General features: G+C 59.8%; 18 protein-coding genes. 16 read left to right on the top strand and 2 right to left on the bottom strand.

The features are described from left to right. The 13 genes from AC24GY_RS13610 (at position 1) to AC24GY_RS13670 (ending at position 17,525) form a co-directional block, all read left to right on the top strand. A complete protein-coding gene (locus AC24GY_RS13610) occupies positions 1-402 on the top strand; it encodes a toxin-antitoxin system YwqK family antitoxin (RefSeq protein ID WP_487683781.1) in 402 nt (133 codons plus the stop codon). 40 nt (positions 403-442) lie between these two features. After that, positions 443-1,153 (top strand): TrkA C-terminal domain-containing protein, encoded by a 711-nt coding sequence (locus AC24GY_RS13615; protein ID WP_487683783.1) that lies wholly within the window; start codon positions 443-445, stop codon positions 1,151-1,153. Beyond that, the gene (locus AC24GY_RS13620; protein WP_487683786.1) at positions 1,150-1,860 is read left to right on the top strand and encodes an SDR family oxidoreductase; all 711 of its coding nucleotides are present in this window, start codon (positions 1,150-1,152) and stop codon (positions 1,858-1,860) included. The genes AC24GY_RS13615 and AC24GY_RS13620 overlap by 4 nt, the downstream gene beginning before the upstream one ends. Before the next feature lie 146 nt (positions 1,861-2,006). Next, complete coding sequence (locus AC24GY_RS13625; protein ID WP_487683789.1) at positions 2,007-2,801, top strand: 3-keto-disaccharide hydrolase; 795 nt, start codon at positions 2,007-2,009, stop codon at positions 2,799-2,801. A gap of 31 nt (positions 2,802-2,832) precedes the next feature. Next, on the top strand, positions 2,833-4,137 hold the full coding sequence (locus AC24GY_RS13630) for a M20 metallopeptidase family protein (protein ID WP_487683792.1): 1,305 nt from the start codon (positions 2,833-2,835) through the stop codon (positions 4,135-4,137). A 33-nt stretch (positions 4,138-4,170) separates the two neighbouring features. Then, positions 4,171-6,102, top strand: a complete 1,932-nt coding sequence (locus AC24GY_RS13635) for an MBL fold metallo-hydrolase (RefSeq protein ID WP_487683795.1) — start codon at positions 4,171-4,173, stop codon at positions 6,100-6,102. Beyond that, on the top strand, positions 6,099-7,187 hold the full coding sequence (locus AC24GY_RS13640) for a serine hydrolase domain-containing protein (RefSeq protein ID WP_487683798.1): 1,089 nt from the start codon (positions 6,099-6,101) through the stop codon (positions 7,185-7,187). Before AC24GY_RS13635 ends, AC24GY_RS13640 begins: the two co-directional genes overlap by 4 nt. 85 nt (positions 7,188-7,272) lie before the next feature. Then, a complete protein-coding gene (locus AC24GY_RS13645; protein WP_487683801.1) occupies positions 7,273-10,311 on the top strand; it encodes a PSD1 and planctomycete cytochrome C domain-containing protein in 3,039 nt (1,012 codons plus the stop codon). A gap of 3 nt (positions 10,312-10,314) precedes the next feature. Further along, on the top strand, positions 10,315-11,733 hold the full coding sequence (locus tag AC24GY_RS13650; protein ID WP_487683804.1) for a DUF1501 domain-containing protein: 1,419 nt from the start codon (positions 10,315-10,317) through the stop codon (positions 11,731-11,733). Then, positions 11,730-12,668 (top strand): DUF6807 family protein, encoded by a 939-nt coding sequence (locus tag AC24GY_RS13655; protein WP_487683807.1) that lies wholly within the window; start codon positions 11,730-11,732, stop codon positions 12,666-12,668. The genes AC24GY_RS13650 and AC24GY_RS13655 overlap by 4 nt, the downstream gene beginning before the upstream one ends. A gap of 111 nt (positions 12,669-12,779) precedes the next feature. Further along, a complete protein-coding gene (locus AC24GY_RS13660) occupies positions 12,780-15,326 on the top strand; it encodes a DUF7133 domain-containing protein (protein WP_487683811.1) in 2,547 nt (848 codons plus the stop codon). A 2-nt stretch (positions 15,327-15,328) separates the two neighbouring features. Beyond that, complete coding sequence (locus tag AC24GY_RS13665; RefSeq protein WP_487683814.1) at positions 15,329-16,735, top strand: DUF1501 domain-containing protein; 1,407 nt, start codon at positions 15,329-15,331, stop codon at positions 16,733-16,735. Position 16,736: 1 nt separating this feature from the next. After that, complete coding sequence (locus AC24GY_RS13670; protein ID WP_487683817.1) at positions 16,737-17,525, top strand: alpha/beta hydrolase; 789 nt, start codon at positions 16,737-16,739, stop codon at positions 17,523-17,525. A 2-nt stretch (positions 17,526-17,527) separates the two neighbouring features. Here the strand turns inward: AC24GY_RS13670 and AC24GY_RS13675 are convergent, their stop codons facing one another. Both AC24GY_RS13675 and AC24GY_RS13680 read right to left on the bottom strand, forming a co-directional pair. Next, positions 17,528-19,303: a hypothetical protein gene (locus AC24GY_RS13675; protein ID WP_487683820.1), complete on the bottom strand. Its 1,776-nt coding sequence runs from the start codon at positions 19,301-19,303 to the stop codon at positions 17,528-17,530. Positions 19,304-19,354: 51 nt separating this feature from the next. Beyond that, positions 19,355-20,293 carry a polymer-forming cytoskeletal protein gene (locus AC24GY_RS13680; protein ID WP_487683823.1) on the bottom strand — a complete coding sequence of 313 codons (939 nt, stop codon included), beginning with the start codon at positions 20,291-20,293 and terminating at the stop codon, positions 19,355-19,357. Positions 20,294-20,469: 176 nt separating this feature from the next. On the opposite strand from AC24GY_RS13680, the gene metX reads away from it, so the two are divergent. Genes metX through AC24GY_RS13695 form a run of 3 tightly spaced genes read left to right on the top strand, consistent with a single transcriptional unit; the run spans position 20,470 to position 24,068 of the window. Then, positions 20,470-21,675: a homoserine O-acetyltransferase MetX gene (metX, locus tag AC24GY_RS13685; RefSeq protein WP_487683826.1), complete on the top strand. Its 1,206-nt coding sequence runs from the start codon at positions 20,470-20,472 to the stop codon at positions 21,673-21,675. An 11-nt stretch (positions 21,676-21,686) separates the two neighbouring features. Then, positions 21,687-22,463 (top strand): MBL fold metallo-hydrolase, encoded by a 777-nt coding sequence (locus tag AC24GY_RS13690; RefSeq protein ID WP_487683829.1) that lies wholly within the window; start codon positions 21,687-21,689, stop codon positions 22,461-22,463. Positions 22,464-22,496: 33 nt separating this feature from the next. Then, positions 22,497-24,068: a TIGR03790 family protein gene (locus tag AC24GY_RS13695; protein WP_487683832.1), complete on the top strand. Its 1,572-nt coding sequence runs from the start codon at positions 22,497-22,499 to the stop codon at positions 24,066-24,068. Positions 24,069-24,102 lie beyond the last annotated feature (34 nt).

Below are 24,102 nucleotides of genomic sequence, written 5' to 3' on the forward strand. Positions count from 1 at the left end.
ATGAAACAGCTCCTCCCCCTCCTGCTCTGCGCCCTCAGCCTGACTTCCTGCGGAGAAAAACAATCCGCCCCGGTCGAAAAGCAGCCGGCAGAAGTCAGCTTCGCTGACAAAGAAGTCGAAATGCTCAACGATGGCAAAGAGGCGACCTACAAGGGCAAGCCCTACACCGGCCTCATCCGTAACAAACACTCGAACGGCAAGACGGCTGGTGAATACCCTTACATCGACGGCAAGATGCACGGCGTGATGAAAGAATGGTGGGAGAATGGCCAGCAGTCTGCTGAAACCAACTTTGACCACGGCCAGCGCCACGGTCTGAACCGCTACTGGGACATGAAGGGCCATCAGACGAAGGAGCAAATCTACGACCACGACAAATCCATCAGCGAGAAGCACCTCTAATCCAGCGTCATTCTGAGGTAATCATTCGTCGTCTTCCTTCATGGTCGCCCCTGTCATCGCACTGTTTATCATTGCCCTCGTCTCGCTGCTGGTGGTGCGGGTGGGTTCAACCGCGCTGATGATGACCGGCATCAGCTGGGACACGGCGAGTTTTCAGGCCTACTCCGCTTTTTTCGGGGTCGGATTCACCACCAAAGAGACGGAACTCGTCGTGAACCACCCCGTGCGCCGTCGCATCATCCGCGACCTCATTCTGGCCGGGAATGTGGGTCTCACCTCCGCGCTCGCCACGCTCATTGTCACCCTGCTGCAAAGCAGTTCGGGTGGAGACACCATGCTCATGCTCGGCTGGCTCACCGGAGGGCTCATCGTGATGCTTTTCATCAGCCGCCTCACCTGGTTTCAAAAAGTGCTCGACCACATCATCCAGCGCACCCTTGAGCGCACCGGCATGGTGCATGCGCTCGATTACGAACTGCTGCTGCGCATCCAGCACGGCTACGTTGTTTCTGAGATTGAGGTGCCGCCGGGAACCTACCTCGCGGGCCGCACTCTTCGTGAGTCACGCCCCTGGGATCGAGGCGTCGTGATCCTCGCCATCAAGCGCGACGGCCACACCCACTCTGGTATTCCTGCCCGGGACGATATGATCCTGCCAGGCGATGCACTCACCGCTTACGGCAAAGAATCCGCCATTCAGGCCATGACCCAACCCTTGGAACAACAAGGAACCAAGAACAAAGAACCATGAACCTCACCAACCAAGTCTGCGCCGTCACCGGCGGTGCCAAAGGCATCGGTCTCGCCACTGCTCAAGCCCTCCTCGCTCGCGGTGCGCGTGTGGCTTTGCTCGATCTCGAAAACGTCGCGCTCGACCATCCTCACGCCCTGTCGATCCGTTGCGATGTCTCACGCGCCGCTGATGTGCAGTCGGCCGTCAATCAAATCACTGAACGACTCGGCCCCATTGACGTCTGGGTGAACAACGCGGGTCTCGCACGTCATCGCTGGATTCCTGACTACACCGAAGAGGAGATCGACCTCATGCTCGCGGTAAACCTCAAAGGCACCATTCTCGGCTCTCAGGCCGCATTGAAAGCCATGATCCCGCACAAGCGCGGCCACATCATCAACGTGATCTCCACCGCCAGCCTGCGCGGCATTCCCAGCGAGACCGTTTACTGCGCCGCGAAGTGGGGCGTGCGCGGCTTCACCCAGGGCCTCGCCGAAGAAGCCGCCGCCCATCGCATCCGCGTCACCGCCATCCTGCCCGGCGGCGTGGACACGGCGTTCTGGGACGATGCCTCCCAGCGCCAGGCACCGAAGCAGCTCTTTCTCAAACCCGAGCACATCGCCAACGGCATTGTGAGCTGCCTTGAAATGGACGATTTCTGCGTTCCCCGTGAGCTCATCCTGCGTTCCCTCGACGACAGCGATTTCTCGGTGAAGCCTGCGTGATCATTGGATACCCGATTGTGCGGCCTTGGCGCACGAAGGGGGCGAACGGCATGTCTGCTGCGCGATGAACCGGCGCAGCACATGCCCGTATGAATTCCTCCCGCCATGCGTTCTCTCAGCATGAATTGAACCTCTGGAGCCATCACATGAACACACTGATCCATTCGCAGGCCTCCCGACGTGATTTCATCAAAACCTCGGCTTTCAGTACCTTGGCCAGCATGATCGCCGCTCGCATATCAGACGGCAAGACGCCGCCATCCGGCGAGGATGGCCAGCGCTTAGGAGGAGAGCTGCCACCCGCAGATTTCATTGATCTCTTCGATGGACGTACCTGGGCCAATTGGCAGCATGACCCGCATCTCGATGGCGTGTGGGAGATCACGAATGGCACCATCCGCCTGCGCACTGACGAACCACCGCGCGTGGCCGGCAAGGACTACAACCTTTCCACCTCGAAGGAATACAAAGACTTCACCCTGATGATCGACTGGCGGCTTACTGGCAAACCGGTGGTGAAACCGCACCAATGGCTCATGGACGACGGGCAGTTCCATACCGATGCCGCCGGCAAGGTGATCATGAAAGACAACCTCACCTGGGGCGACAGCGGCTTGTTTCTACGCGGCACACGTGCGGCTCAGATCAACATCTGGTGCCAGCCCTGCGGCAGTGGCGAGGTGGGCACCAAGTTCAAAGACACGCAGGCCACCAAGGAAGAGCGAATGAAAACCATGCCCAGCGTCCGCGCCGACAAAGGCCCGGGCGAGTGGAATCGCTTCATCATCACGCTGCGTGGAGATCGCGTGGATGTCTCACTCAACGGCAAGGGTGTGATCCAAGGCGCACGCGTGAAGGACATACCAGTCGAAGGACCAATCACCCTGCAAAACCACAAGGACGGGGTGGAGTTCCGCCACATCTTCATCAAGGAGTTGTAGCACTGAGCTTCCTCACCAACACCATGCCCCTATGAAGCTGTTCGTTTCCCTTCTCCTCTTCTCCACAAGCCTGCACGCCGCGGCTCCTCTCGACACCCTCATCGAAGAACAACGGCCCTCGTTGATCCAGCTTTATGAGCATCTGCATGCGCACCCCGAGCTTTCGTTTCATGAGGAGAAAACGAGCGCCCGCATGGCGGACGAAATAAGAAAAGCAGGCTTTGAGGTGACAGAAAAGGTTGGCGGTTTTGGCGTGGTGGCTGTGTTGAAAAACGGGCCGGGTCGGACGGTGCTCGTGCGCACCGATCTGGACGGACTGCCAGTGCGCGAGATCGGCTCTGTTCCTTACGCCAGCAAAACAACCACCAAGGATGACGCGGGCAACGAGGTCTCCGTCATGCATGCCTGCGGACACGACATGCATATGACCTGCTGGATCGGCGCGGCGCGCGCGCTGGCGGCTTCCAAAGATCAATGGAAAGGCACGCTCGTCTTCATCGCACAACCGGCGGAGGAACGTGGCATGGGTGCGCTGGCCATGATCGAGGACGGCCTGTTTCAACGCTTTCCCAAGCCTGATGTCTGTCTGGCGCTTCATTGCGATTCAAGTCTCGCAACCGGCACCTTCGGGTTCACCAGCGGTCCGGCCACCGCGAGCACCGACACCATTGATATCGTCGTGAAAGGCATCGGCGGCCACGGCGCGATGCCGAACCTGACCAAGGATCCCATCGTGCTCGCCTCGCAAATCGTGCTGGCGTTGCAAACGATCGACAGCCGTGAATTGCATCCGGTGGAACCGGTCGTGATCACAGTGGGCAAGTTCATCGGCGGCACCAAGAGCAACATCATCCCCGACAAGGTCGAACTCGGCCTGACCGTACGCACCACCAGCTCCGAGACACGCAAACAGGTCCTGGATTCGATCAAACGCATCTGCCGCGGTCTCGGCATCGCCGCCGGACTGCCGGAGAATCTGCTCCCGGAAATCTCGCTGGTCGGCCCTGGCACCCCCTCCCTGCACAATGATCCAGCGCTCACCACGCGCGTGACCCAAGTCTGGGCGGACGCCTTTGGCAAAACCAGCCTCGTCGAACGCAAGCCCACGATGGCTGGCGAGGATTTCTCCCGCTACACGATGACGCCTGACAAGATCCCCGTCTTCCTCGCCTGGCTCGGCACCGTGGCACCGGAGAAAATGGAGCAGTCGAAAGCGACCGGCGAAATCCTGCCCAGCCTGCACTCGCCTTTTTATCGTCCCGAACCAGCGCCCTCGATTACCTTCGGCGTCAAAGCGATGACACTCGCGGTGCTGAACGAACTCAATCGAGATTGAAGCGAAGCACCCGTTCGCGCCGTTGATAGTCGCATGATCCGCCTCCTCGCCGCATTCTTCATCCTCCGAAGCCTCGCGCTCGCCGAGTTCCAACGACAGTTGCCTGACGTCTTTCTCTGGCAGGACAACTGCAACGTCTATGTGCTGAAGCATGATGACCGCGCCCTGCTCATCAATCTGGGCGATGGCAGTGTGCTGGCTCATTTGGCGGAAATCGGCGTGAAGCAGGTCGATTGGGTTCTCTTCACCGATCATCATCGCGAGCAATGCCAGGGGACATCGAAGCTTGACCGCCAAGCGACCCAAGTCGCCGCACCAAAGGAGGAGCAGACTTTCTTCGAGACGCCCAACGAGTTTCGTCACTGGAACCCGCGCCTCAGCGACAAATTCACCGTGCATGGCTCCAGCTACCTCCGCCCGCCTGCTCAGGTGGTGAAGATCGACAAAGGACTCGTGGATGGCGAAACCTTCACCTGGAACGGCATCACACTCACCTGCATGAGCACACCGGGCCATTCCCCAGGCGGGATGAGTTTCATGCTGAAGCAAGGCGAGCGCACTCTAGCCTTCACCGGCGGCGTCATGCACGACGGCGCAAAAATGACCAACTGGTTTGACACCGAGTGGGACTACGGCTTTGCGAAGGGACTCGATGCGCTCACCGCCACGGTGGACCAACTGATCGCACGCAAGCCTGACACCGCCTTTTCATCACAAGGCCCGGTAATCGCAAATGCCACGGCACAGTTCGTGGTCTACAAGGAACGGCTCACCCAGTTTCGTCCGGATTACGTGCGCGGTTATCCCGTGGAATCCTTTGGCAAACGTCCACAGCACCCGGCAACAAAAACCACGAAAGCCCACTACATCGTGCAGGTGACACCCCACCTCTACATGTTCGGCCCGGAGATGGCGGGGAAGAACTTTGCCATCATCATCTCCGACAGCGGCCACGCTTTGCTGCTGGACTGCGGCCTGTTTCCGAAGCTCGTGCTCGAACGCATCATCAGCGACATGAAGGAGTTTCTGGGGCTGAAGCAAATCGATGCCTGCTGGATCTCCCACTCGCATGGCGATCACTTCACGCTCTTTCCGGCGCTCAAGGACCATGGCGTGAAATTCTGGACGATGGACACCATCGCCGACAAATGCGAAAACCCGCGCTACTATGACTACCCCGCGATGATCGGCGCCTACAACGCCGGATTTGAGCAGGCCAAGATCGACCGCGTCCTCAAAGCAGGTGAAGTGATCGAGTGGGAAGGCTTCAAGCTTCACATCGACTGGATGCCCGGCCAGACCGAGTTTGGAAATGCCCTGTGGCTGGAGCTCGATAGCAAAAAAATCGTCTTCACCGGCGACAACCTTTTTGGCGATCCCGCCGACCCCTCGCAGAACGGCCACGAATGCGTCAACGCACGCAACAGCGCCATCGTCGATGAGGGTTATCTCGTCGCTGCCAAATACCTGCAAAAGCTCCAGCCAGACATCATCATGGGCGCGCACGGCGTGCTCATGACCGAGCCCAAGGCTTTCATCGAGCGCTATCACGACTGGGCGCATCGCATCATCCGCGAATACAAGGAGCTGCTGCCCGACGCGAACTATGAGTATCTCTACGATCCCTACTGGGTCAGCGCCTATCCGTATCGTGTGGACCTCCAGAAGCAGAGCACCCAGGAAGTCAGCATCACTGTGCGTAATTTCCGCGACACTGTGCAGCAGCATCGCATCGTGCTTCAGCTTCCTCCCGGCATTACCGCAGATTCCGCCTTCCTCGAAGGCACTGTCCCTGCGAAATCACGCCAAAGCTTTAAGATCAAACTCACCGCCGATCCCGCCCAAGTCTCAGCTGGCGTGCAGATGGTGCCCATGGACATCACGCTCGACGGCAGGCATTACGGCCAGCTCTTTGATTTCATCATCCAGGCCAAAGAACCCGCAAAAAAAGAAACTGCTCCATGAACCGCCGCTCCATCCTGACCTTGCTGACCGGCCTTGCGGCGACGAAAAGCCACAGCATCACTCCTGACCGCATGCAAGCCGCCGCCCAGATCATCCAGCAACAAGTCGATGCCGGCATTCTCGAATCCGCCGTGCTGCATGTGAGGCAGGGCAAAGACACGTTTCAGCAAGCCTTTGGCCAAGCGGGAAATGCAGATGCTGTTTTCCTTCTCGCATCCATCACGAAAACGATGACAGCAGCGGGCGTGATGGTGCTGGCAGATCGCGGAGAACTGCGGCTCAGCGATCCCGCGATGAAATTCATCCCGGAGTTCAACGAAGGTGAACGCAAACAGATCACCATCGAGCAATTGCTCGCGCATACTTCCGGTCTGCCGGATCAGTTGGAGAACAACACTCAGCTGCGTTCCCGCCACGCACCCCTCGCAGAATTCGTGCAAGGTGCGATCCGCACGCCGCTGCTGTTCACTCCGGGGACGAAGTATCACTACCAAAGCATGGGCATCCTGCTCGCGGCTGAGATTGTGGAGCGCATCACCAAAACGCCACTGCCGGATTTTCTGGCAAAGGAGGTTTTCACACCGCTCGGCATGACTCACACCTCTCTGGGCCTTGGCCGCTTCAAACTGGCAGACACGATCCGCTGCCAGACTGAACACGCCGCGCCCGAAGCCGGTGCAGGCGATCCGCAAGCCGCCTCCTGGGACTGGAACAGCCCCTACTGGCGCAATCTCGCGGCACCGTGGGGTGGTGCGCATGGCTCCGCCGCCGATGTGGCGCGCCTTCTTGGAGCCTTCATGCACCCATCAGCCAAGATGCTTCGTGAAGAGACGATACGCCTGATGCTGCAAAACCACACCCCGGGCCTCGCCGCCCGTCGAGGCATCGGCTTCGCCTTGGGGCCGGAAGGATTCGGCAAAAACTGTTCCCAGCAGAGTTTCGGCCACAGCGGATCGACCGGCACACTCGCCTGGGCCGATCCGGCGACCGACACGACCTGCGTCATACTCACTTCCCTGCCCTCGCGCATCTCAGCCGAGACGATTTTGCATCCGGTCTCGGATGTGGTGGCCGCAACAGTCTGAAATCTGGGTCTTCACTACCGGATTTCCCATGCGCGATGTGAGAATATCCCATGCTTTGGTTCCGTTCTTTAGATGCACCCTTGTTATGACCAAACCAACCTGTCTTCTTCTGCTTGCCACACTCGGCCTCCACGCCGCCGAACCGCCTGTTCCCGCCAAGATCGAGTTCAATCGCGATGTGCAGCCGATCCTGTCGGACAACTGCTTCTACTGCCACGGCAACGATCCCAAGCACCGGGAGGCTGACCTGCGGCTCGACATCCGCGACGAAGCCGTGAAAGCGGAGGCGTTCATTCCCGGCAAGGCGGCGAAGAGCGAACTCGTCTCACGCATCTTCACCGCTGACGCGGATGATCTCATGCCGCCGCCGGATTCTCACAAGAAGCTAACGCAGCGGCAGAAGGACATTTTGAAAAAATGGATCGATCAGGGTGCGGCCTATCAGCAGCACTGGTCCTATGAGAAACCCGTTAAGGCAGCGATCCCGGCTGGCAAGAACGGTGTGGACGTACTGGTGCAGCAGCGCCTCGCACAGATCGGCCTCAAGCCTTCGCCACAGGCCGACGCTCGGACTTTGATCCGCAGGCTTTACCTGGATCTGATCGGCATGCCGCCCAAGCCGGAGGAAGTGGCTGCTTTTGAAAAGGACGCATCGCCTGCCGCCTATGCAAAGCTGGTCGAAAGCCTGCTCAAAAACCCGCATTACGGAGAACGCATGGCCATCGGCTGGCTCGATGTCGTGCGCTTTGCCGACACCATCGGCTACCACAGCGACAATCCCCACAACGTGTGGCCTTACCGCGACTACGTCATCCAGTCCTTCAACAGCAACAAGCACTTCGACCGCTTCACCCTCGAACAAATCGCCGGCGACCTTCTGCCGGACGCCACTCAGGAGACACGCGTCGGCTCCGCCTTCAATCGGCTGCTCCTTTCCACCGAGGAGGGCGGCGCACAGGCCAAGGACTACGAACAGCGCATGCTCACCGACCGGGTGCGCGCCGTCGGCAATGCCTGGATCGGTCAGACCACCGGCTGCTGCCAGTGTCATGATCACAAATTCGACCCGTGGACACAGCGTGATTTCTACTCGCTGGGCGCTTTCTTTGCCGACATCAAGGAGCCGATTCTTGGCCGCCGTGAACCCGGCATAATGGTACTCGATGAAGCAGGTCTGAAGCGTCAGACCGACATCGCGCAGCGCCTAGCTGCACTGCAGGCCGAATTTGCCAAACCACGCCCCGAACTCGCCCCCGCACAGACGGAGTGGGAAAAGCAGGCGCTGGAGGCCGTGACCGCCAGCGGAATGTGGCAGCCATTGAAACAAGTCACGGCGTCATCAGCCAAGAAAAATGTGGCTCTCAAGGCCGACAAAGAAGGCGTGGTGCGTGCCACCATCGACGCCAAACGCAATGAGCGGAAGCAAAACGACGGCACCGAAACCTACACCCTCACCACTAAGCTGCCGCTGGGCACCACCGGCATCCGCATTGAAGCGCTCAAGGAAAAGCTGCCCGGCATCGGCCTCGCCTCGAATGGCAACTTCGTCCTTAGCGAAGTCACTCTTACAAGCGGAAAGAACAAGATCCCCGTCGCTTTTGCCAGCGCCACTTATGAGCAAAAAACCTTTCCCGCCGCCACCGCTATAGATGGCATCGCGGACAAGAAAGAAAATGGCTGGGGTGTTCTGGGTGCCACAGGAGCAGATCAGTCCCTCTACCTCGAACTCGCCGCGCCTGTCACGGAAGCCAATGCCGCTGTGACGTTCACGCTTACTTTTGGCTGGGGAGAAAATCATGAGATCGCCAATCTGCGTCTCAGCTCCACCAACTCATCCAAGCCCATCCGTGCGCCCGGCACTTCACTCCCGGCTGCTGAAATCGCCGGCATCCTCAAGACAGCGACCGAGCAGCGCACACCTGAGCAAAAGCAGAAACTCACCGCTGCCTACAAGCAGATCGCCCCTGAACTCAGCGACCTCCGCACCAAGATCGCGACCGTCGAAAAGGAGAAGGCGGATTTCGAAAACAGTGCGCCCAAGTGCATCGTCTCCATCAGCGACACCAACAAGCGCACGGTGCGCATTCTGCCGCGTGGCAACTGGATGGATGAAAGCGGTGAAGTCGTGAAGGCCGCCCTGCCCGGCTACCTGCCAAAACCCAAAATCGAAGGCCGTGATCTCACCCGCCTCGATCTCGCCCAGTGGCTCGTTTCCAAGGACAACCCGCTCACCGCCCGCACCGTGATGAACCGCCTGTGGAAGCAGTTCTTCGGCACCGGATTGAGCAAGGTGCTCGACGATCTCGGCGCGCAGGGTGAGCCCCCTGTGAATCCTGCGCTGCTCGACTGGCTGGCCTGTGAGTTCATGGACAGCGGCTGGGACATGCAGCACATGATCCGCGTCATTGTAAGCAGCGCAACCTACCAGCAGGTCTCCACCTCCACGAAGGAACTCACCGCCGCCGATCCCTACAACCGCGAGTGTGCACGCCAGAGCCCGTTCCGTCTGGATGCCGAACTCGTGCGCGATAATGCGCTCACCATCTCCGGCCTGCTCGTCCCCAAAATCGGCGGCCCGAGCGTGAAGCCCTACCAGCCCGCCAAATACTGGGAAAACCTGAACTTCCCCACGCGCGAATGGCAGAATGACAGCGGCGAAGGTCTGTATCGACGCGGCCTCTACACCTGGTGGCAGCGCTCCTTCACCCACCCATCGATGCTCGCCTTTGACGCGCCAAGTCGCGAGGAGTGCGTGGCCGAGCGCAACCGCTCCAACATCCCGCAGCAGGCCCTCGTGCTGTTGAACGACCCGACCTATGTCGAAGCCGCTCGCGTCTTTGCAGCCCGCATCCTGACCGAATCAAGCGGCGACATCAGCCAGCGCATCACCTGGGCCGTTCAGCAGGCCCTGCAACGCAAGCCGAGTGCCGATGAACTCAAGACACTCTCGGCACTGTTCGCTCAGCAGCTCGCAGATTATCAAAAGGAGCCCGCCGCCGCGGCAGAACTTCTCAAAACCGGCGCCTCACCTGTCGCACCTGGTTTGAACCTTGGCGAACTCGCCGCGTGGACCCACGTGTCACGCGTGCTCCTGAACCTGCACGAAACCATTACGAGGAGCTGAACCATGAATTCGACCTCCGCCCAAACCCGCCGCGCCTTCCTCGGCCGCACCACACAAGGCCTCGGCAGCGTGGCCTTGGCATCGCTTTTGCAGCCCCAGCTCTTGAATGCCGCATCTCGTGGAGTCCTCGGCCCATTGCCACTGCCACAAAAAGCGAAGCGCGTCATTTGGCTCACGATGGCAGGTGGACCATCGCAACTGGAGTTGTTCGACCACAAACCGAAGCTGGCAGAAATGGATGGCAAGCCGATGCCGGAGTCGTTCACGAAAGGGCAGCAGCTTGCGCAGCTCCAGGGCCAGAAGCTCGTGTGCAAAGGGCCGATGTTCCGCTTCCAAAAGTATGGCAAATGCCAGATGGAACTCTCAGAACTGCTGCCTCACATCGGCGGAGTCGCGGACGATATCTGCCTTGTGCGCTCGATGACAACGGACGCGATCAATCACGATCCGGCTCACATGTTCATGAACACCGGAGCACAGATCGCCGGACGTCCCAGCATGGGGTCATGGGTGACATACGGCCTCGGCTGCGAGGCGGATGATCTTCCAGGCTTCGTCGTGATGATGTCCACCGGCAAAGGCCGCAATCCGCAGCCCATCGCCGCACGGCAGTGGAACAGCGGCTTCCTGCCTTCCAAGTATCAGGGTGTGCAATTGCGCTCGCTCGGCGATCCCGTACTCTACCTCACCAGCCCAAACGGCGTCACACGTGAGCGCCAGGGCCGCGATTTCGCCGCCATCAATTCTCTCAACAAACAGCATGCCGCGCTTTGTGATGACCCCGAAATCGCCACCCGCATCGCCCAGTATGAGATGGCTTTCCAAATGCAGGCCAGCGTACCTGAGCTGATGGACATCTGCGGTGAAGGTGCCAAAACGCTCGAACTCTACGGCTGTCAGCCAGGCGATGGTTCCTTTGCATCAAACTGCCTTCTCGCCCGCCGTCTCGCCGAGCGCGGCACCCGTTTCATCCAGCTCTACCATCGTGACTGGGATCATCACAGCCTGCTGAAGGAAGAACTGCCATTGCGTGCCAAGGAAGTGGATCAGGCCTGCGCGGCGCTGATCAAAGATCTCAAGCAGCGCGGCATGTTTGATGACACGCTCATCGTCTTCAGCGGTGAGTTCGGCCGCACGCCCATGGCGCAGGGAAACAAAGGCCCCATCGGCCGCGATCATCACAACAAGGCCATGTCCATGTGGCTCGCGGGTGCGGGCATCCAGCGCGGCGTCGCCTTTGGCAGCACCGATGACCTCGGCTATGCCGCGCAGGAAAACATCACCACCGTACACGACCTCCACGCCACGATGCTCCACCAGCTCGGCATCCAACACGACGCCTTCAGCTTCAAATTCCAAGGCCTCGACGCAAGGCTCTCTGGCGTCGAAGGTGCCAAAGTCATTCAAAAAATTCTCGCATGAAACCCACCGCCCTCATCCTTCTCGCTCTAGCACTCAACGCCGCCGCCTTCGATATCAAGGTCGCTGAAAAAGATCACGTCGATATTTCAAACGACGGCAAAGTCGTCGCCCGGCTCATGATGGCTAATGATATGAGCACGCCCGAGAAGCATCACGAAACCTACAAGCCCTATCTGCATGTGTTTGATGCCAGCGGTGCCACCCGCCTCACCAAAGGTCCAGGCTTCAACTTCACCCATCATCGCGGCATCTTCCTCGGCTTCAGCAAGATCAGCTATAATGGCAAATCCTACGACCGCTGGCACATGAAAGGTGGCGATCAGGTCGTGACCAAGGTCGAACCCGGCGTCTCCAGCTTCACTGCCGCCATCGACTGGCAGGGAGATACCAAAGATGCGTTTTTGACGGAAGAGCGCCGCTTCACCTTCTCCACACCCGCAAAGCCCTTCTATCTCGGCATCGACATGACCAGTGCCATCAAGCCCGTCAGTGGCGAAGCCGAGATGGGTGGCGATCCTGAACACGCCGGCGCTCAGTTCCGCCCCTCCGAACTGGCGGACACCAAAACGACGACCTACATCTTCCCCGGTGAGAACATTGACGCACACAAGGTCAAAGACCTGCCATGGGCCGCCGAAGTCTTCACCGTGGAAGGCAAGACCTTCACCGTCGTGATTCTCAATCATCCCGACAACCCGAATGGCACCGCCACCTCCGCCTATCGCGATTACGGTCGCTTCGGCATGTTCCCGAAAGGCAAAGCCACCGCCGAAGCTCCATTCAAGCTGCACTACCAATGGCTCGTGGCCGAAGGTGATGTGCGCGATGCCGCCGTGCTTCAGCAGGCATGGAATTCCTTCGCAGGCAAGAACGAGCCCGTGCCCGTGCTCACCATCAAAGGCTCTGAGCAGCCAAAGCCGAAAAAGGAGAAGTGAGGCAAAAACCGCGACGTCAGAAATACCAACTTTGGTCATCGAGCGACTAGGATTTTGCCCGGCATATGGTTTGGTGATTGCACCCCCTCAAAACCAAAAAACCGCTCCTCCATGCCTCCCCAAAGGTTCCCCTCATTCATCCTGCGTTCGTCGCTGTTTATTCTAGCGTCGTCGTTCCTGCCTTCTGCACAGGCCGTTCATCAAAAAAACGCCGGGCCTGAAAAGGTCGAACTGAAGTTCAAGCTGCCACCGCCCGCTCCATTGTCTCCGGAGGAGGCGATGAAGACCTTCAAGGTTGAAAAAGGTTTCCACATCGAACTCGTCGCCAGCGAGCCGATGATCGAATCACCGGTGGCGATGAGCTTTGATGAGCAAGGGCGGCTCTACGTCGTCGAAATGCGCGGCTACATGCATGACCTTGAGGGTGGCGGCGAAAAAGAACCCACTGGCCGCGTTTCACTGCTCGAAGACACCGATGGCGATGGCCGCATGGACAAAGCGACGTCATTTCTCGACAATCTCGTCATGCCCCGAGCCGTACTGGCCGTGAATGGCGGAGCCTTGATCGCCGTGCCGCCCAATCTTTACTTCTGCAAAGACACCGATGGCGATGGCAAAGCCGATGTGAAAGACGTCGTGGCAACCGACTTCGGCACCCTCGGCGGCCAACCGGAGCACATGGCCAATACTCCAATCTGGGCCATGGACAATGCCATCTGGAGCGCGGGCTATACCACACGTTTCAAACTGCGAGGTGGCGTGTGGCAAAAGGACACCGGTCTCGGTCGCGGCCAGTGGGGCCTGTGCCAGGACGACTTCGGCAGGCTCTACTTCAACTACAACTCCGACATGCTCCGTGCCGACCTCCTGCCCACGGAGGCCTTCACGCGCAATCCGCTGCTGCGCAACGCGACGAGCATCAATGCCAAGGTGGCCGCAGATCAAACGCTCTACCCTTCCCATCCCACCCCTGGCGTGAACCGCGGTTACGAGGCAAAATCACTTCGCGCCGACGGCACGCTGCCAAAACCGACTGGCACCTGCGGCGCACTGATCTATCGCGGCGATGCTTTTCCCGCCGCCTATCGTGGCAACGCCTTTGTGCCTGAGCCCTGCGCGAATCTGGTAAAACGATTCACCATGAGCGAAGCGGACGGCATCGTGAAGGCCACCAATACGGCCAAGACCACCGAATTCCTCACTTCCACCGACGAGCGCTTCCGCCCCGTGCAGGCCGCCAATGGTCCCGATGGCGCGCTTTACCTCGTGGACATGTATCGCGGCATCATCCAGCACCAGAGCTTCCTCACCCACTACCTCATTGCGAACATCAAGGATCGCAAACTGGAGACGCCGTTCAATCAGGGCCGCATCTGGCGCATCGTGCCGGACGCAAAGGAGCGCCCGCAGCCGGTGAAAGTGAGCAAAGACGTGAGCCTCCTCACCCATGCCAATGGTTGGGTGCGTGACACCGCACAGCGCCTCATCGTCGAATCTGGCGATGTCTCCGCCGTGCCCGCACTCAAAGAAATGCTGACCAACAAATCGGCACTCTCCCGTCTTCACGCGCTTTGGACTCTCGATGGTCTGGCAGCTCTCACTCCAGATCTGCTGCGCGCCACATTGGCGGACAAAGACGCCCAGGTGCGCGCTGCAGTCGTCCGCATCTCCGCACGTGACATGGCTCCGGATTTAATCGCACTCACCACGGAAAAAGACGCGCTCGTCCTCGCCCATCTCGCCATCAAGCTCACCTCATTCAATCTGCCGGATGCCGATACCGCCGTTGCAAAACTGCTCGCGAGCAACGGCAAAAATGTTTTGGTTCGCGAAGGTGCCATGACTGGGATGCGCGGCAGGGAGGCGGCCTTTGCCAAGCTCATGGCCGGCCAGCTCACCAAAGACAACAGCGCACAGATCATTCCCGTGATGGAGGCCCTCGGCTCGCTCCTGGCCCAGGCTGGCAAAGCAGGACCGTTTGAAGACATGCTCGAGCTCGCCGCCGCACAGCCTCAGGGCGGCGCGATGCAGATGGCCGTCATCAAAGGACTCGCCAACAATGGTGGCGACCCCAAATCCAAAACACCCGCCAAGCTGCTCTGGCTCGACGCCGAACCTGCATCCTTGAAAACACTCAAGTCCGTGATGAGCGATAAAGCGGGAGCCAAGCTGTTTACAAGTGTCGAGGCGCGTCTCGCATGGCCCGGAAAACCGGGTGCTCCACCGCCCCCGAAAATCGTGCCGCTGAACGAAGCGCAGACAGCCTTGTTTGAGAAAGGCAAAACCATCTACGTCACCCTTTGCGCCGCCTGCCATCAGCCGCACGGCTTCGGCCTTGATGGCCTCGCGCCACCGCTGGTGGACAGCGAATGGGTGCTCGGCAAGCCGGAGATTCTCACCCGCATCGTCCTCCACGGACTCGCCGGCCCGGTGAAGGTGGGCGGGCGTAGTTTCAACCTCGCCATGCCACCGCTGCCACAGCTCACCGACGAAGACATCGCCGGCGTGCTGACCTACATCCGCCGTGAATGGGAGCATAACGGCTCGCCGGTTGAAATCAAATCTGTCACCACCCTGCGCGCGCAAAACAAGGCCCGCATGGCGATGTGGACGGAAGAAGAATTGAAAAATCTCGGCAAGAAACCGAGTTCCAAGTAACCATGCACTCATCACCACTGCTCCAGCGTCGCGCTTTCCTCGGCAAAACCTCCCAAGGGCTCGGAGCAGTGGCGCTTGCATCGCTGCTCCAGCCAGCCCATGCCGCACCGGTGCGCGGCGTGCTAGGAACTCTGCCTCTCCCGCAGAAGGCGAAGCGAGTCATCTGGCTCACCATGGCAGGCGGCCCCTCGCATCTGGAGACGTTTGATCCCAAACCGAAGCTTGCCGAAATGAACGGCAAGCCGATGCCCGAATCGTTCACGAAAGGGCAGCAGCTCGCCCAGTTGCAAGGCAAGCCGTTGAATTGCTTCGGGCCGCAGCACCCTTTCGCCAAATTCGGGAAAAGCCAGACCGAGATCTGCGCGCTGTTTCCGCAGATTGGCAGCGTGATCGACGACATCTGCCTCATCCGCTCGATGACCACGGACGCGATCAATCATGATCCGGCGCACATGTTCATGAATACCGGGTCACAAATCGCTGGCCGGCCCAGCATGGGCTCATGGATCACCTACGGGCTTGGCACCGAGGCCTCGGATCTGCCGGGCTTCGTTGTTTTGACCTCGCTCGGCAAAGGCGGGCAGAACCAGCCCATCGCCGCACGGCAGTGGAGCAGCGGCTTTTTGCCATCGAAATACCAAGGTGTGCAACTGCGCGCCCAGGGTGATCCAGTACTGTATCTCACCAATCCGAATGGCATCACACGCGATCAGCAGGGCCGCGACGTGGCGGCGATCAACGCGATTAACAAGCAACACGACACCCTTGTGGACGATCCTGAAATCGCCACACGCATTGCTCAATACGAGATGGCCTTCCAAATGCAGGCCAGCGTGCCCGATTTGATGGACGTGAGTGCTGAAGGCGCGAAGACGCTGGAGCTCTACGGCTGCCAGCCCGGCGATGGCTCTTTCGCATCCAACTGCCTTCTCGCACGCCGTCTCGCCGAACGCGGCACGCGCTTCATCCAGCTCTATCACAAGGACTGGGACCATCATGGCGGCGTTAAAGAGGGCATCGCGCTCAAAGCGCAGGAAATCGACCGTGCCTGCATGGCGCTCATCGCCGACCTCAAACAACGCGGCATGCTGGACGAGACCCTCATCGTCTGGGCCGGTGAATTTGGCCGCACCCCGATGTCTCAGGGCGGCAGCGGCCGCGACCATCACAACAAGGCCATGTCCGTGTGGCTGGCAGGTGCAGGCATTCAGGGCGGCATCGTGCATGGAACCACCGACGATCTCGGCTATGCCGCCATTGAAAAAGTCACCACCGTCCACGATCTGCATGCCACCATGCTGCATCAGCTCGGCATCAATCATGATGCATTCAGCTTCAAATTCCAGGGACTGGATGCACGCCTGAGCGGCGTGGAAGGAGCCAAAGTGATCAAGGACATCCTCGCGTGAGATGAGTTTCCGCACCTTTGAATCAGCCCACATCGGCAACGGCATTCACCACGCCACGGTGAAGTCAGCCGCGCTAAGCCGTCGTGCGGACATCAGTTTCTACGTGCCGCCCGAGGCCAAGGCAGAAAAGCTTCCTCTCGTGATTCTGCTGCACGGCGTTTACGGCAGCCACTGGGCCTGGCTCTACAAAGGCGGGGCACATCAAGTGCTCGACCGATTGATCAAAGAAGAAAACCTTCCCCCGATGATGCTGGCCATGCCTTCAGACGGCCTGTGGGGCGATGGCTCGGGCTATGTGCGACATGCTGCGGCCGATTACGCCAGTTGGATTGTCGACGAAGTGCCCGAGGCTGCCGCTGAAATCGATTCACGCTGCGTTGAAGCACCTCGCTTCATCAGCGGCTTGTCCATGGGCGGCTACGGTGCGTTGCGGCTCGGGCTGCTGTACCCGAAAAAGTTTACGGCCATCAGTGCGCACAGCAGCATCACCGACGTCCCGCCGCAGATGCGGGAATTTGTGGAGGAGACCCTGGCAGAATTTGAACTGGCAGAAACCGAGCCACTCGCGGTCATTGAATGTGCTAAATTGAACTCACGCCTGCCTCATCTGCGCTTTGACTGCGGCAGCGAGGATGTTTTGATCGAGCACAACCGCACGCTGCACCGCGATCTGGAAGCCGCAGGCATCCCGCATATCTATGAGGAGTTCCCCGGCAGCCACACCTGGGACTACTGGCATGAGCATCTGGCGGACACACTGCGGTTTTTCAGCGCGTGCCTCTCTCTATAGCGTCACTTCTTCACCGACCTCGCCTTGTCCGTATAAAACACCATCGGCAGGCTCAGGTGTTCTTTGTCACCCACGGTCTGACCGACGAGCGGAATGAGGTTCTTGAAAGGAAACTCAGGGCTGGGGGCAAAATCACGATCGAAGGCGAGCATGGGTCCACGCACGATGAGGTCACGCCATTCGGCATAGGGGCCGGTGTAGATGTCGGTGATGCGCTCCACTTTGGCGGAGACAGGCGTCATGACGAAACCGGCCAGCTTCACACCACGTGCCTCGGCTTTTGATTTCATGACTTCGTAGTCGCCGCGCTGCGTGCACAGATCCACACAAGGCACATCGCCATACCAAGCGATGAATGCGGGTGAATCTGAGATGACGAACTCATTCTTCTCCATGAGCTGTGGCAGAAGTGAAACACGCTCCGGCAGGAAGGGCGGCCAGTGGGGCGGAATTTTGCCGCCCATGGTCAGGCCAAACTTCATCAGCACAGGCAGATTCACCGCCAGTGGCAGCGCGGTGATAAGCAAGGCCACCAGCGGCGCGCCCCAGCGTGCCATGAAGTCGCCGGACATGTGAAAGCGGGACCACAGCACTACGAGCATCGCCGCACCGAAGGTGCACATTGCGGGCATCAGCACGATGTACAGAGCGTTGTCGTCCTTCTCCTTGTCGGCCAGACCCAGGAGTCCCATGCCGATGGTCACACAGGCAAAAACAACCGCCAGCGTCCAGCGTGTGGAAGCGGCATCCGCCTTGCGAAAGCGGTGCATGAGGGAAAGGAAAAACAGCAGGGCGGGCACGACGTAAGCCAGATGCGCCATCAACAGCCCCAGCTGATCCTGCCAGCCAAGACCGAGACGCCGCAGCAGGTCATCCACCTGCAGCAGCGGCACGCTTGGGGAAAAGTCACGCAGCAGCAAATCATGCGCCACAGCAGAAGATTGCGCCTGGAACAAGGCCTTGATGCCACCGAGTGGATCACCGCAGAGCTGGACGTTCCACCAGCCCCAGGCGGCCAGTGTCAGCACTGGAAACAAAGCCACCAAAATGGCCCCAGCTTTCCCGCGAGGGAGAAACAACACCATGCCAATGATGATTCCCGTCACGATCCAAAGTGCCATCCAATGCGTGAGCACCATCAGCGAGCAGACGATTCCCAGCAGCGTGAGCGGCACAAACATGCCGCGATTTTCCACCGCACGTCCCGCCGCCGAGGCATACAGACGAAACGCCAGCGCAAACAGCAGCACCAGCAGTCCCCGTGGCGCACCGCTGACCATCAGCTCCCACGCCGGCTCGCACACCAGCAGCGCGATGGCGGCAATGGCGGCTACTTGTTCATCAAACAAGCGCCGTGCTGCGCCATGCGTGAAGAAAATCGTCAGCAGATACCACGTCACGCCGAAACACGCGATCACTCGGTCCAGCATGAAAATCGCACCGCCGGTCACCGGATCATAAACCTCCCAGCGCTTCAGGAAACGAAACGCCACCGACCACAGCAGCGGCTGGAGCGGCGGCTGCACGGTCTCGGGCATCGCCAGCGGCGTCGGTTGCTTTTGCGCCGCCTCCATCTGCGCCCAGGCGTAAGGCTCGATCACATGCGTCTGATACGAGCCCGTACGGGCGATCTGCCGCGCGAGCTGCGCCTGATTCATGCCTTCAGCACTGCTCAGGCCGCGAAACGTCACAAACACATGCAGCAGCGCCATGACGATGGCGGCGGCATAGAACACCAGTCGAAGCAGAGCGCCGGGGCCGGAGGAGTTGGGAGACATGGCCGTTACATGCCACAGACGGGCACTGCGTGCCAATAACGATCTCGCATCTCACTGATGCGGCTCGAAAATCACCCCGCCACACTGGCGCTGCCCGTCCGCGCCCGCACAGCGCCAGTACCAGCGCACCGCAGGCTTCACAAACGATCCCAGCTTGCCTTCCAGAATACGGAACTGCCCCAGCAGCTCGCCGCCATCCAGCACCTGGAGTGAACGCGCCGCCACAGTGCCTGACAAAGTGCCACCCTTTTCCAGGATCACCGGCCCTTCACACACAAAATCCCCCGAAGCATGGCCCGCGACGGTGATCGAACGCGCCCGCACCTCCTGCAAAAACGTCACTTCACAGCCTGCAGCCACTTCGAGGCGATCACAGACTATGCTGTCGGCAATCAGTCCGTCCATGTCGATCGTCCTTGAAGGCAGCTCCAAAGACTCCTGCTCGATGCGCTGCAGCTTTTTCATGCAGATCGGGCAGGAAGGCGTGGCAAAGTCGCCCGCCGTGGTCACGACAAAGAGAAAATCACTTTTTTCAGTCGGCAGTGCCCTAACCGCAGCATCCAGCGCCACCGCATCCACCGCTTCGATACGCAGTTCCTGCGCCGTGCTCAGCGCCGCCGGGCTGAAACCCGCAGGTGCGATCAAAATGCCACGGGTATCGCGGGCGGTGCGCAGCTCCTGCGCAAAACGCTGCACCGTCTCCGGCGTGGCCCCCCATTCGTTCCATGGGGCGGTCTTCACCATCGCTCGCCGCGCCTTCACCGATCGGGGTTCCTCGATCATCCCAAACAGCACCGCGCCATCCGGCATGATGCGTGAGCCTGAAAGTTCGCAGCCAGCCTGCGCAGCAATCGCACGTGCCAGCTCTGAAAGGCGCGCCCAATCCAGGCAGGCGATCAACTCCGGCGACCAGCCGGCCAGCCGGTCTACACCGCCACTCCGCCGCAGGGAGAAACCTGCTTCTTCGAGAGTGACAAACGGATCAAGCATGGGGGAGGACTGGAGTCTGGCAGCCGGGTTTCAGGTAATAAACGACCGTATTAATGCAGATTCAAGGAGGGCACCAGCCAACCATGGTTCAAACCATCCGGCAATCGGGCATCCAACAGCCGGCGGCAAGCAATCCGCCTTGCCGCTTCTCCAAAACCCTGTTTCTTCCGCGCCTCATGTCGAAGGCCGTCAAAACAGAAGAAACCAAATTTTTCCAAACCGGAAGCGCCAAGGAACCTTTCACGTTCGCCAGTGGCGCTCAACTGCCTGAAATCACGGTCGCCTACGAAACCTACGGCAAGCTTAACGCTGCCAAATCAAACGCCATTCTCCTGTTTCACGCCCTCTCTGGCAGCCAGCATGCGGCAGGCGTCACCACCGAAGTGCCAAACACGGATGAACGCTGGACGGAAGACATCCACAACGGCTGGTGGGATCTCTTCATCGGTCCCGACAAAGCGCTCGACACCAACCGCTACTTCATCATTTGCGCAAACTACCTGGGCGGCTGCTATGGCAGCAGCGGACCGGCCTCGATCAATCCTGCCACTGGCAAGCCCTACGGCAGCACCTTTCCCGAAGTACGCACGAGCGATGTCGTGAAGTCGCAGCTGGCCCTGCTCGACGGCCTCGGCATCAAAACACTCCACGCAGTCATTGGAGCCTCCGTGGGAGGCCTGCTGGCGATCAATCTGGCCACGCTGCACCCTGAGCGTGTGAAACTCGTTGTCCCCATCGCCAGCGGCTGCCGCACTACGGTGCTCACACGCCTCACGTTGTTCGAGCAGGTGCTCGCCATTGAAAACGACCCACACTTTCGTGGCGGAGATTTTTACGAAGGAAAAGCACCCGAGTACGGCCTCGCCTTGGCTCGCATGATCAGCCACAAAACCTTTGTCCACCTCGACGCCATTGAACGCCGTGCGCGGCAGGACGTGAAGTCCGGCGGAGCATCGCTCTCATGGTACCGCGTGCAGCACAACGTGGAGAGCTACATGCTGCATCAGGGAAAAAAATTCGTGAAACGCTTCGATGCCAACACCTATCTACGCATCGCCGACATGTGGCTGCGCTACGATCCGCTCGGGGATGCAGGAGTGAAAACCTATGAGGCGCTGTTCGCCCGCAGCGCCGCCGCCGGGCAGCACTATCTCGTCTTCAGCATCGACAGCGACTTCTGCTTCTACCCCGAGGAGCAGGCCGAACTCGTCAGCCACCTGGAAAAAGCCGAGGTCTCCAACATGCACATCACCGTGCATTCCGACAAAGGCCACGACTCCTTTCTTCTCGAACCCCAGCTCTACACCCCGCATCTCTCGTTCACCCTCGATGGCCGCTGGAACAAAGGCTCGGTGGATCGTCCGGTGGCGGAGGTCGAATAAATCCCATGTCCATGCAACTCACATTCCTCGGCACCGGCACCTCCGTCGGCATTCCGGTGATTGGTTGTGACTGCGACGTGTGCCGCAGCACCGACCCCAAGGACAAGCGGCTGCGCAGTTCCGTGTACATCCACACTCCTGAGGCGTCATGGGTGGTGGACACCGGGCCGGACTTCCGCATGCAGTGCCTGCGCGAAAACATCCGCAGCCTGGATGCCGCCATCTTCACGCATCCGCACATGGACCACCTCACCGGCTTCGATGATCTGCGTCGTTTCACCACCGAGGCGGATCATTTCCTCCCGATCTACGGCACACCGGAGTGTCTCGCCGTGCTGGAGCGCATGTTCATCTACGCCTTCAATGGAGAGAACCGATACCGCGGCTATTTGAAGCCGTTTCCGAAACCGATTCACGGCCCCTTTCATCTGGGCGAAACCACCATCACTCCCCTGCCCGTGCAGCATGGCAAGGTGGACACGATCGGCTTTCTCTTCTCACGCGGCGGCAAAAAACTCTGCGCCTACATCCCGGACTGCAAAACGCTGCTGCCCCATTCTCTCGAGTTGCTGAAAGGGGTCGATACGCTCATCATCGACGCCCTGCGCCACACGCCGCACCCCACGCACATGAGCTTTGAAGAAAGCCTGGCCGTGCAGCGCGAACTCCAGCCGCGCCAGACCTGGTTCACCCACATCCAGTGTGAGATCATGCACTCGGTGGAAGACCCCAAACTTCCATCCGGTGTGAACATCGCTTACGATGGACTTAAACTGGAGTGGACTTGAATGAGGCCAGGGATTCCAAACCTGAATCAGAAGATGCGCGGCAGAGCTGCGAGAGCCTTCATTCGTCATTTCTGCCTCTTCCTCCTGGCCTCCGCCTTCTCAGTCCACGCCCAGCTCATCGCCGATTGGGATGCCGCTGCTGAGACCGCTGTCATCTTCAATCCAGATTTTCCCGGCTCCGCTGAACTGGCCGCCTACTATGCCGAACAGCGCCACATCCCCAAGGAGCGCGTCATCGGCCTGCGCTGCTCGCAGGAGGACTCCATCTCACGCGGTGAGTTCGAAGCCCAGCTGCGCGGTCCGCTGCTGCAGCTCTTTGAATCGAGGCACTGGTGGAACGCAGCCCCGCCCCCCCCCGGCAAGCCGCTCACCGGAGAGGGCATCACCACCACCCCGTCCAGCAAGGTGCGCGTGCTGGTGCTCATGCGCGGCATCCCCTTTCAAATCCGACGTGCAGCGCAAAAGCCCAAACAATCCGAGGAGGACGAGGCCAGCGTCGACTCCGAACTTGCGGTGCTCGGCCTCAACAATCCCCCCGTCAAAGGCGGGCTGCGCAATCCCTACTTCGACCAGCAGACGCGGTTCCCCCATGCTCAAAACTCACTTGGTCTCCTGATCGTCGGCCGGCTCGACGGACCTGATGCCGCCACCGTAAAACGCATGATCGATGACGCGATCTATGCCGAGCAAACCGGCCTGCTTGGCCGCGCCGTCATTGATCTCGCTCAAAAAACCGGCGCCTATCAGGAGGGCGAGGACTGGCTCAAGAACAGCGCCGAATCTTATCGCCGTGCCGGCATTCCCGTGTTCATCGACCGCTCCGCAGAGGTGCTGCGCGATGGCTGGCCGCTGCCAGACACCATTTTCTACTTCGGCTGGTACACGGATCACATCGTCGGCGCGCTGGCCTCTCCCGCCTTCCGTTTCAAACGGGGGGCCATCGCATGTCATCTGCATTCGTTCAGCGCCAGCATCATTCGCTCGCATGACAAAGCCTGGGCAGGCCCGCTGCTCTCGCACGGAGCCGCCGTCACTTTTGGCAATGTGTTTGAGCCCTACCTCGCGCTCACGCTGCACTTTGACATCTTCAACAAGCGCCTCCTCGAAGGCTTCACCGTCGGCGAGGCCGCATGGAATGCCACACCGGCGCTGTCTTGGATGAATGTCGTGCTGGGTGATCCCTTGTACCGCCCCTTTGGCAAAGGCATCGGGGCCAAGCTCGGCGAAGGATCGGACCGCGACTATGCGCTCTATCAAGGCATGGCGCTGCGTCTGGCAGGCGAGCCTGATGGGCACATCAAGACCGCCCTCACAGAGTTCGCCGAGAAACGTCACAGACCTCGCCTCCTCGAACTCACCGCCCTGCTCTCCGCCCTGCAGTCCAAGCTCCCCCAGGCCATCGACCTGCTCGAACACGCCGAATCCACCACCCAGGATGCCGCCGAACTGCTGCGTTTGAGATTGTACCGCGCGGAAATGCTCCGCCGCAGTGAAAAAGCCGATGCCGCACGCAAGCTGCTGCGCGAGACACTCGGTGACGCCCGTTTCAAAGATCAACCCGCCCGAACTGCCGCCGAGTCCCTGCTCAAGGACATGGGCGGATGAAAAACCGCTGCCAGATAGAATGCAGCGAAATTGG

Source organism: Prosthecobacter sp. Pr1 (assembly GCF_057652315.1).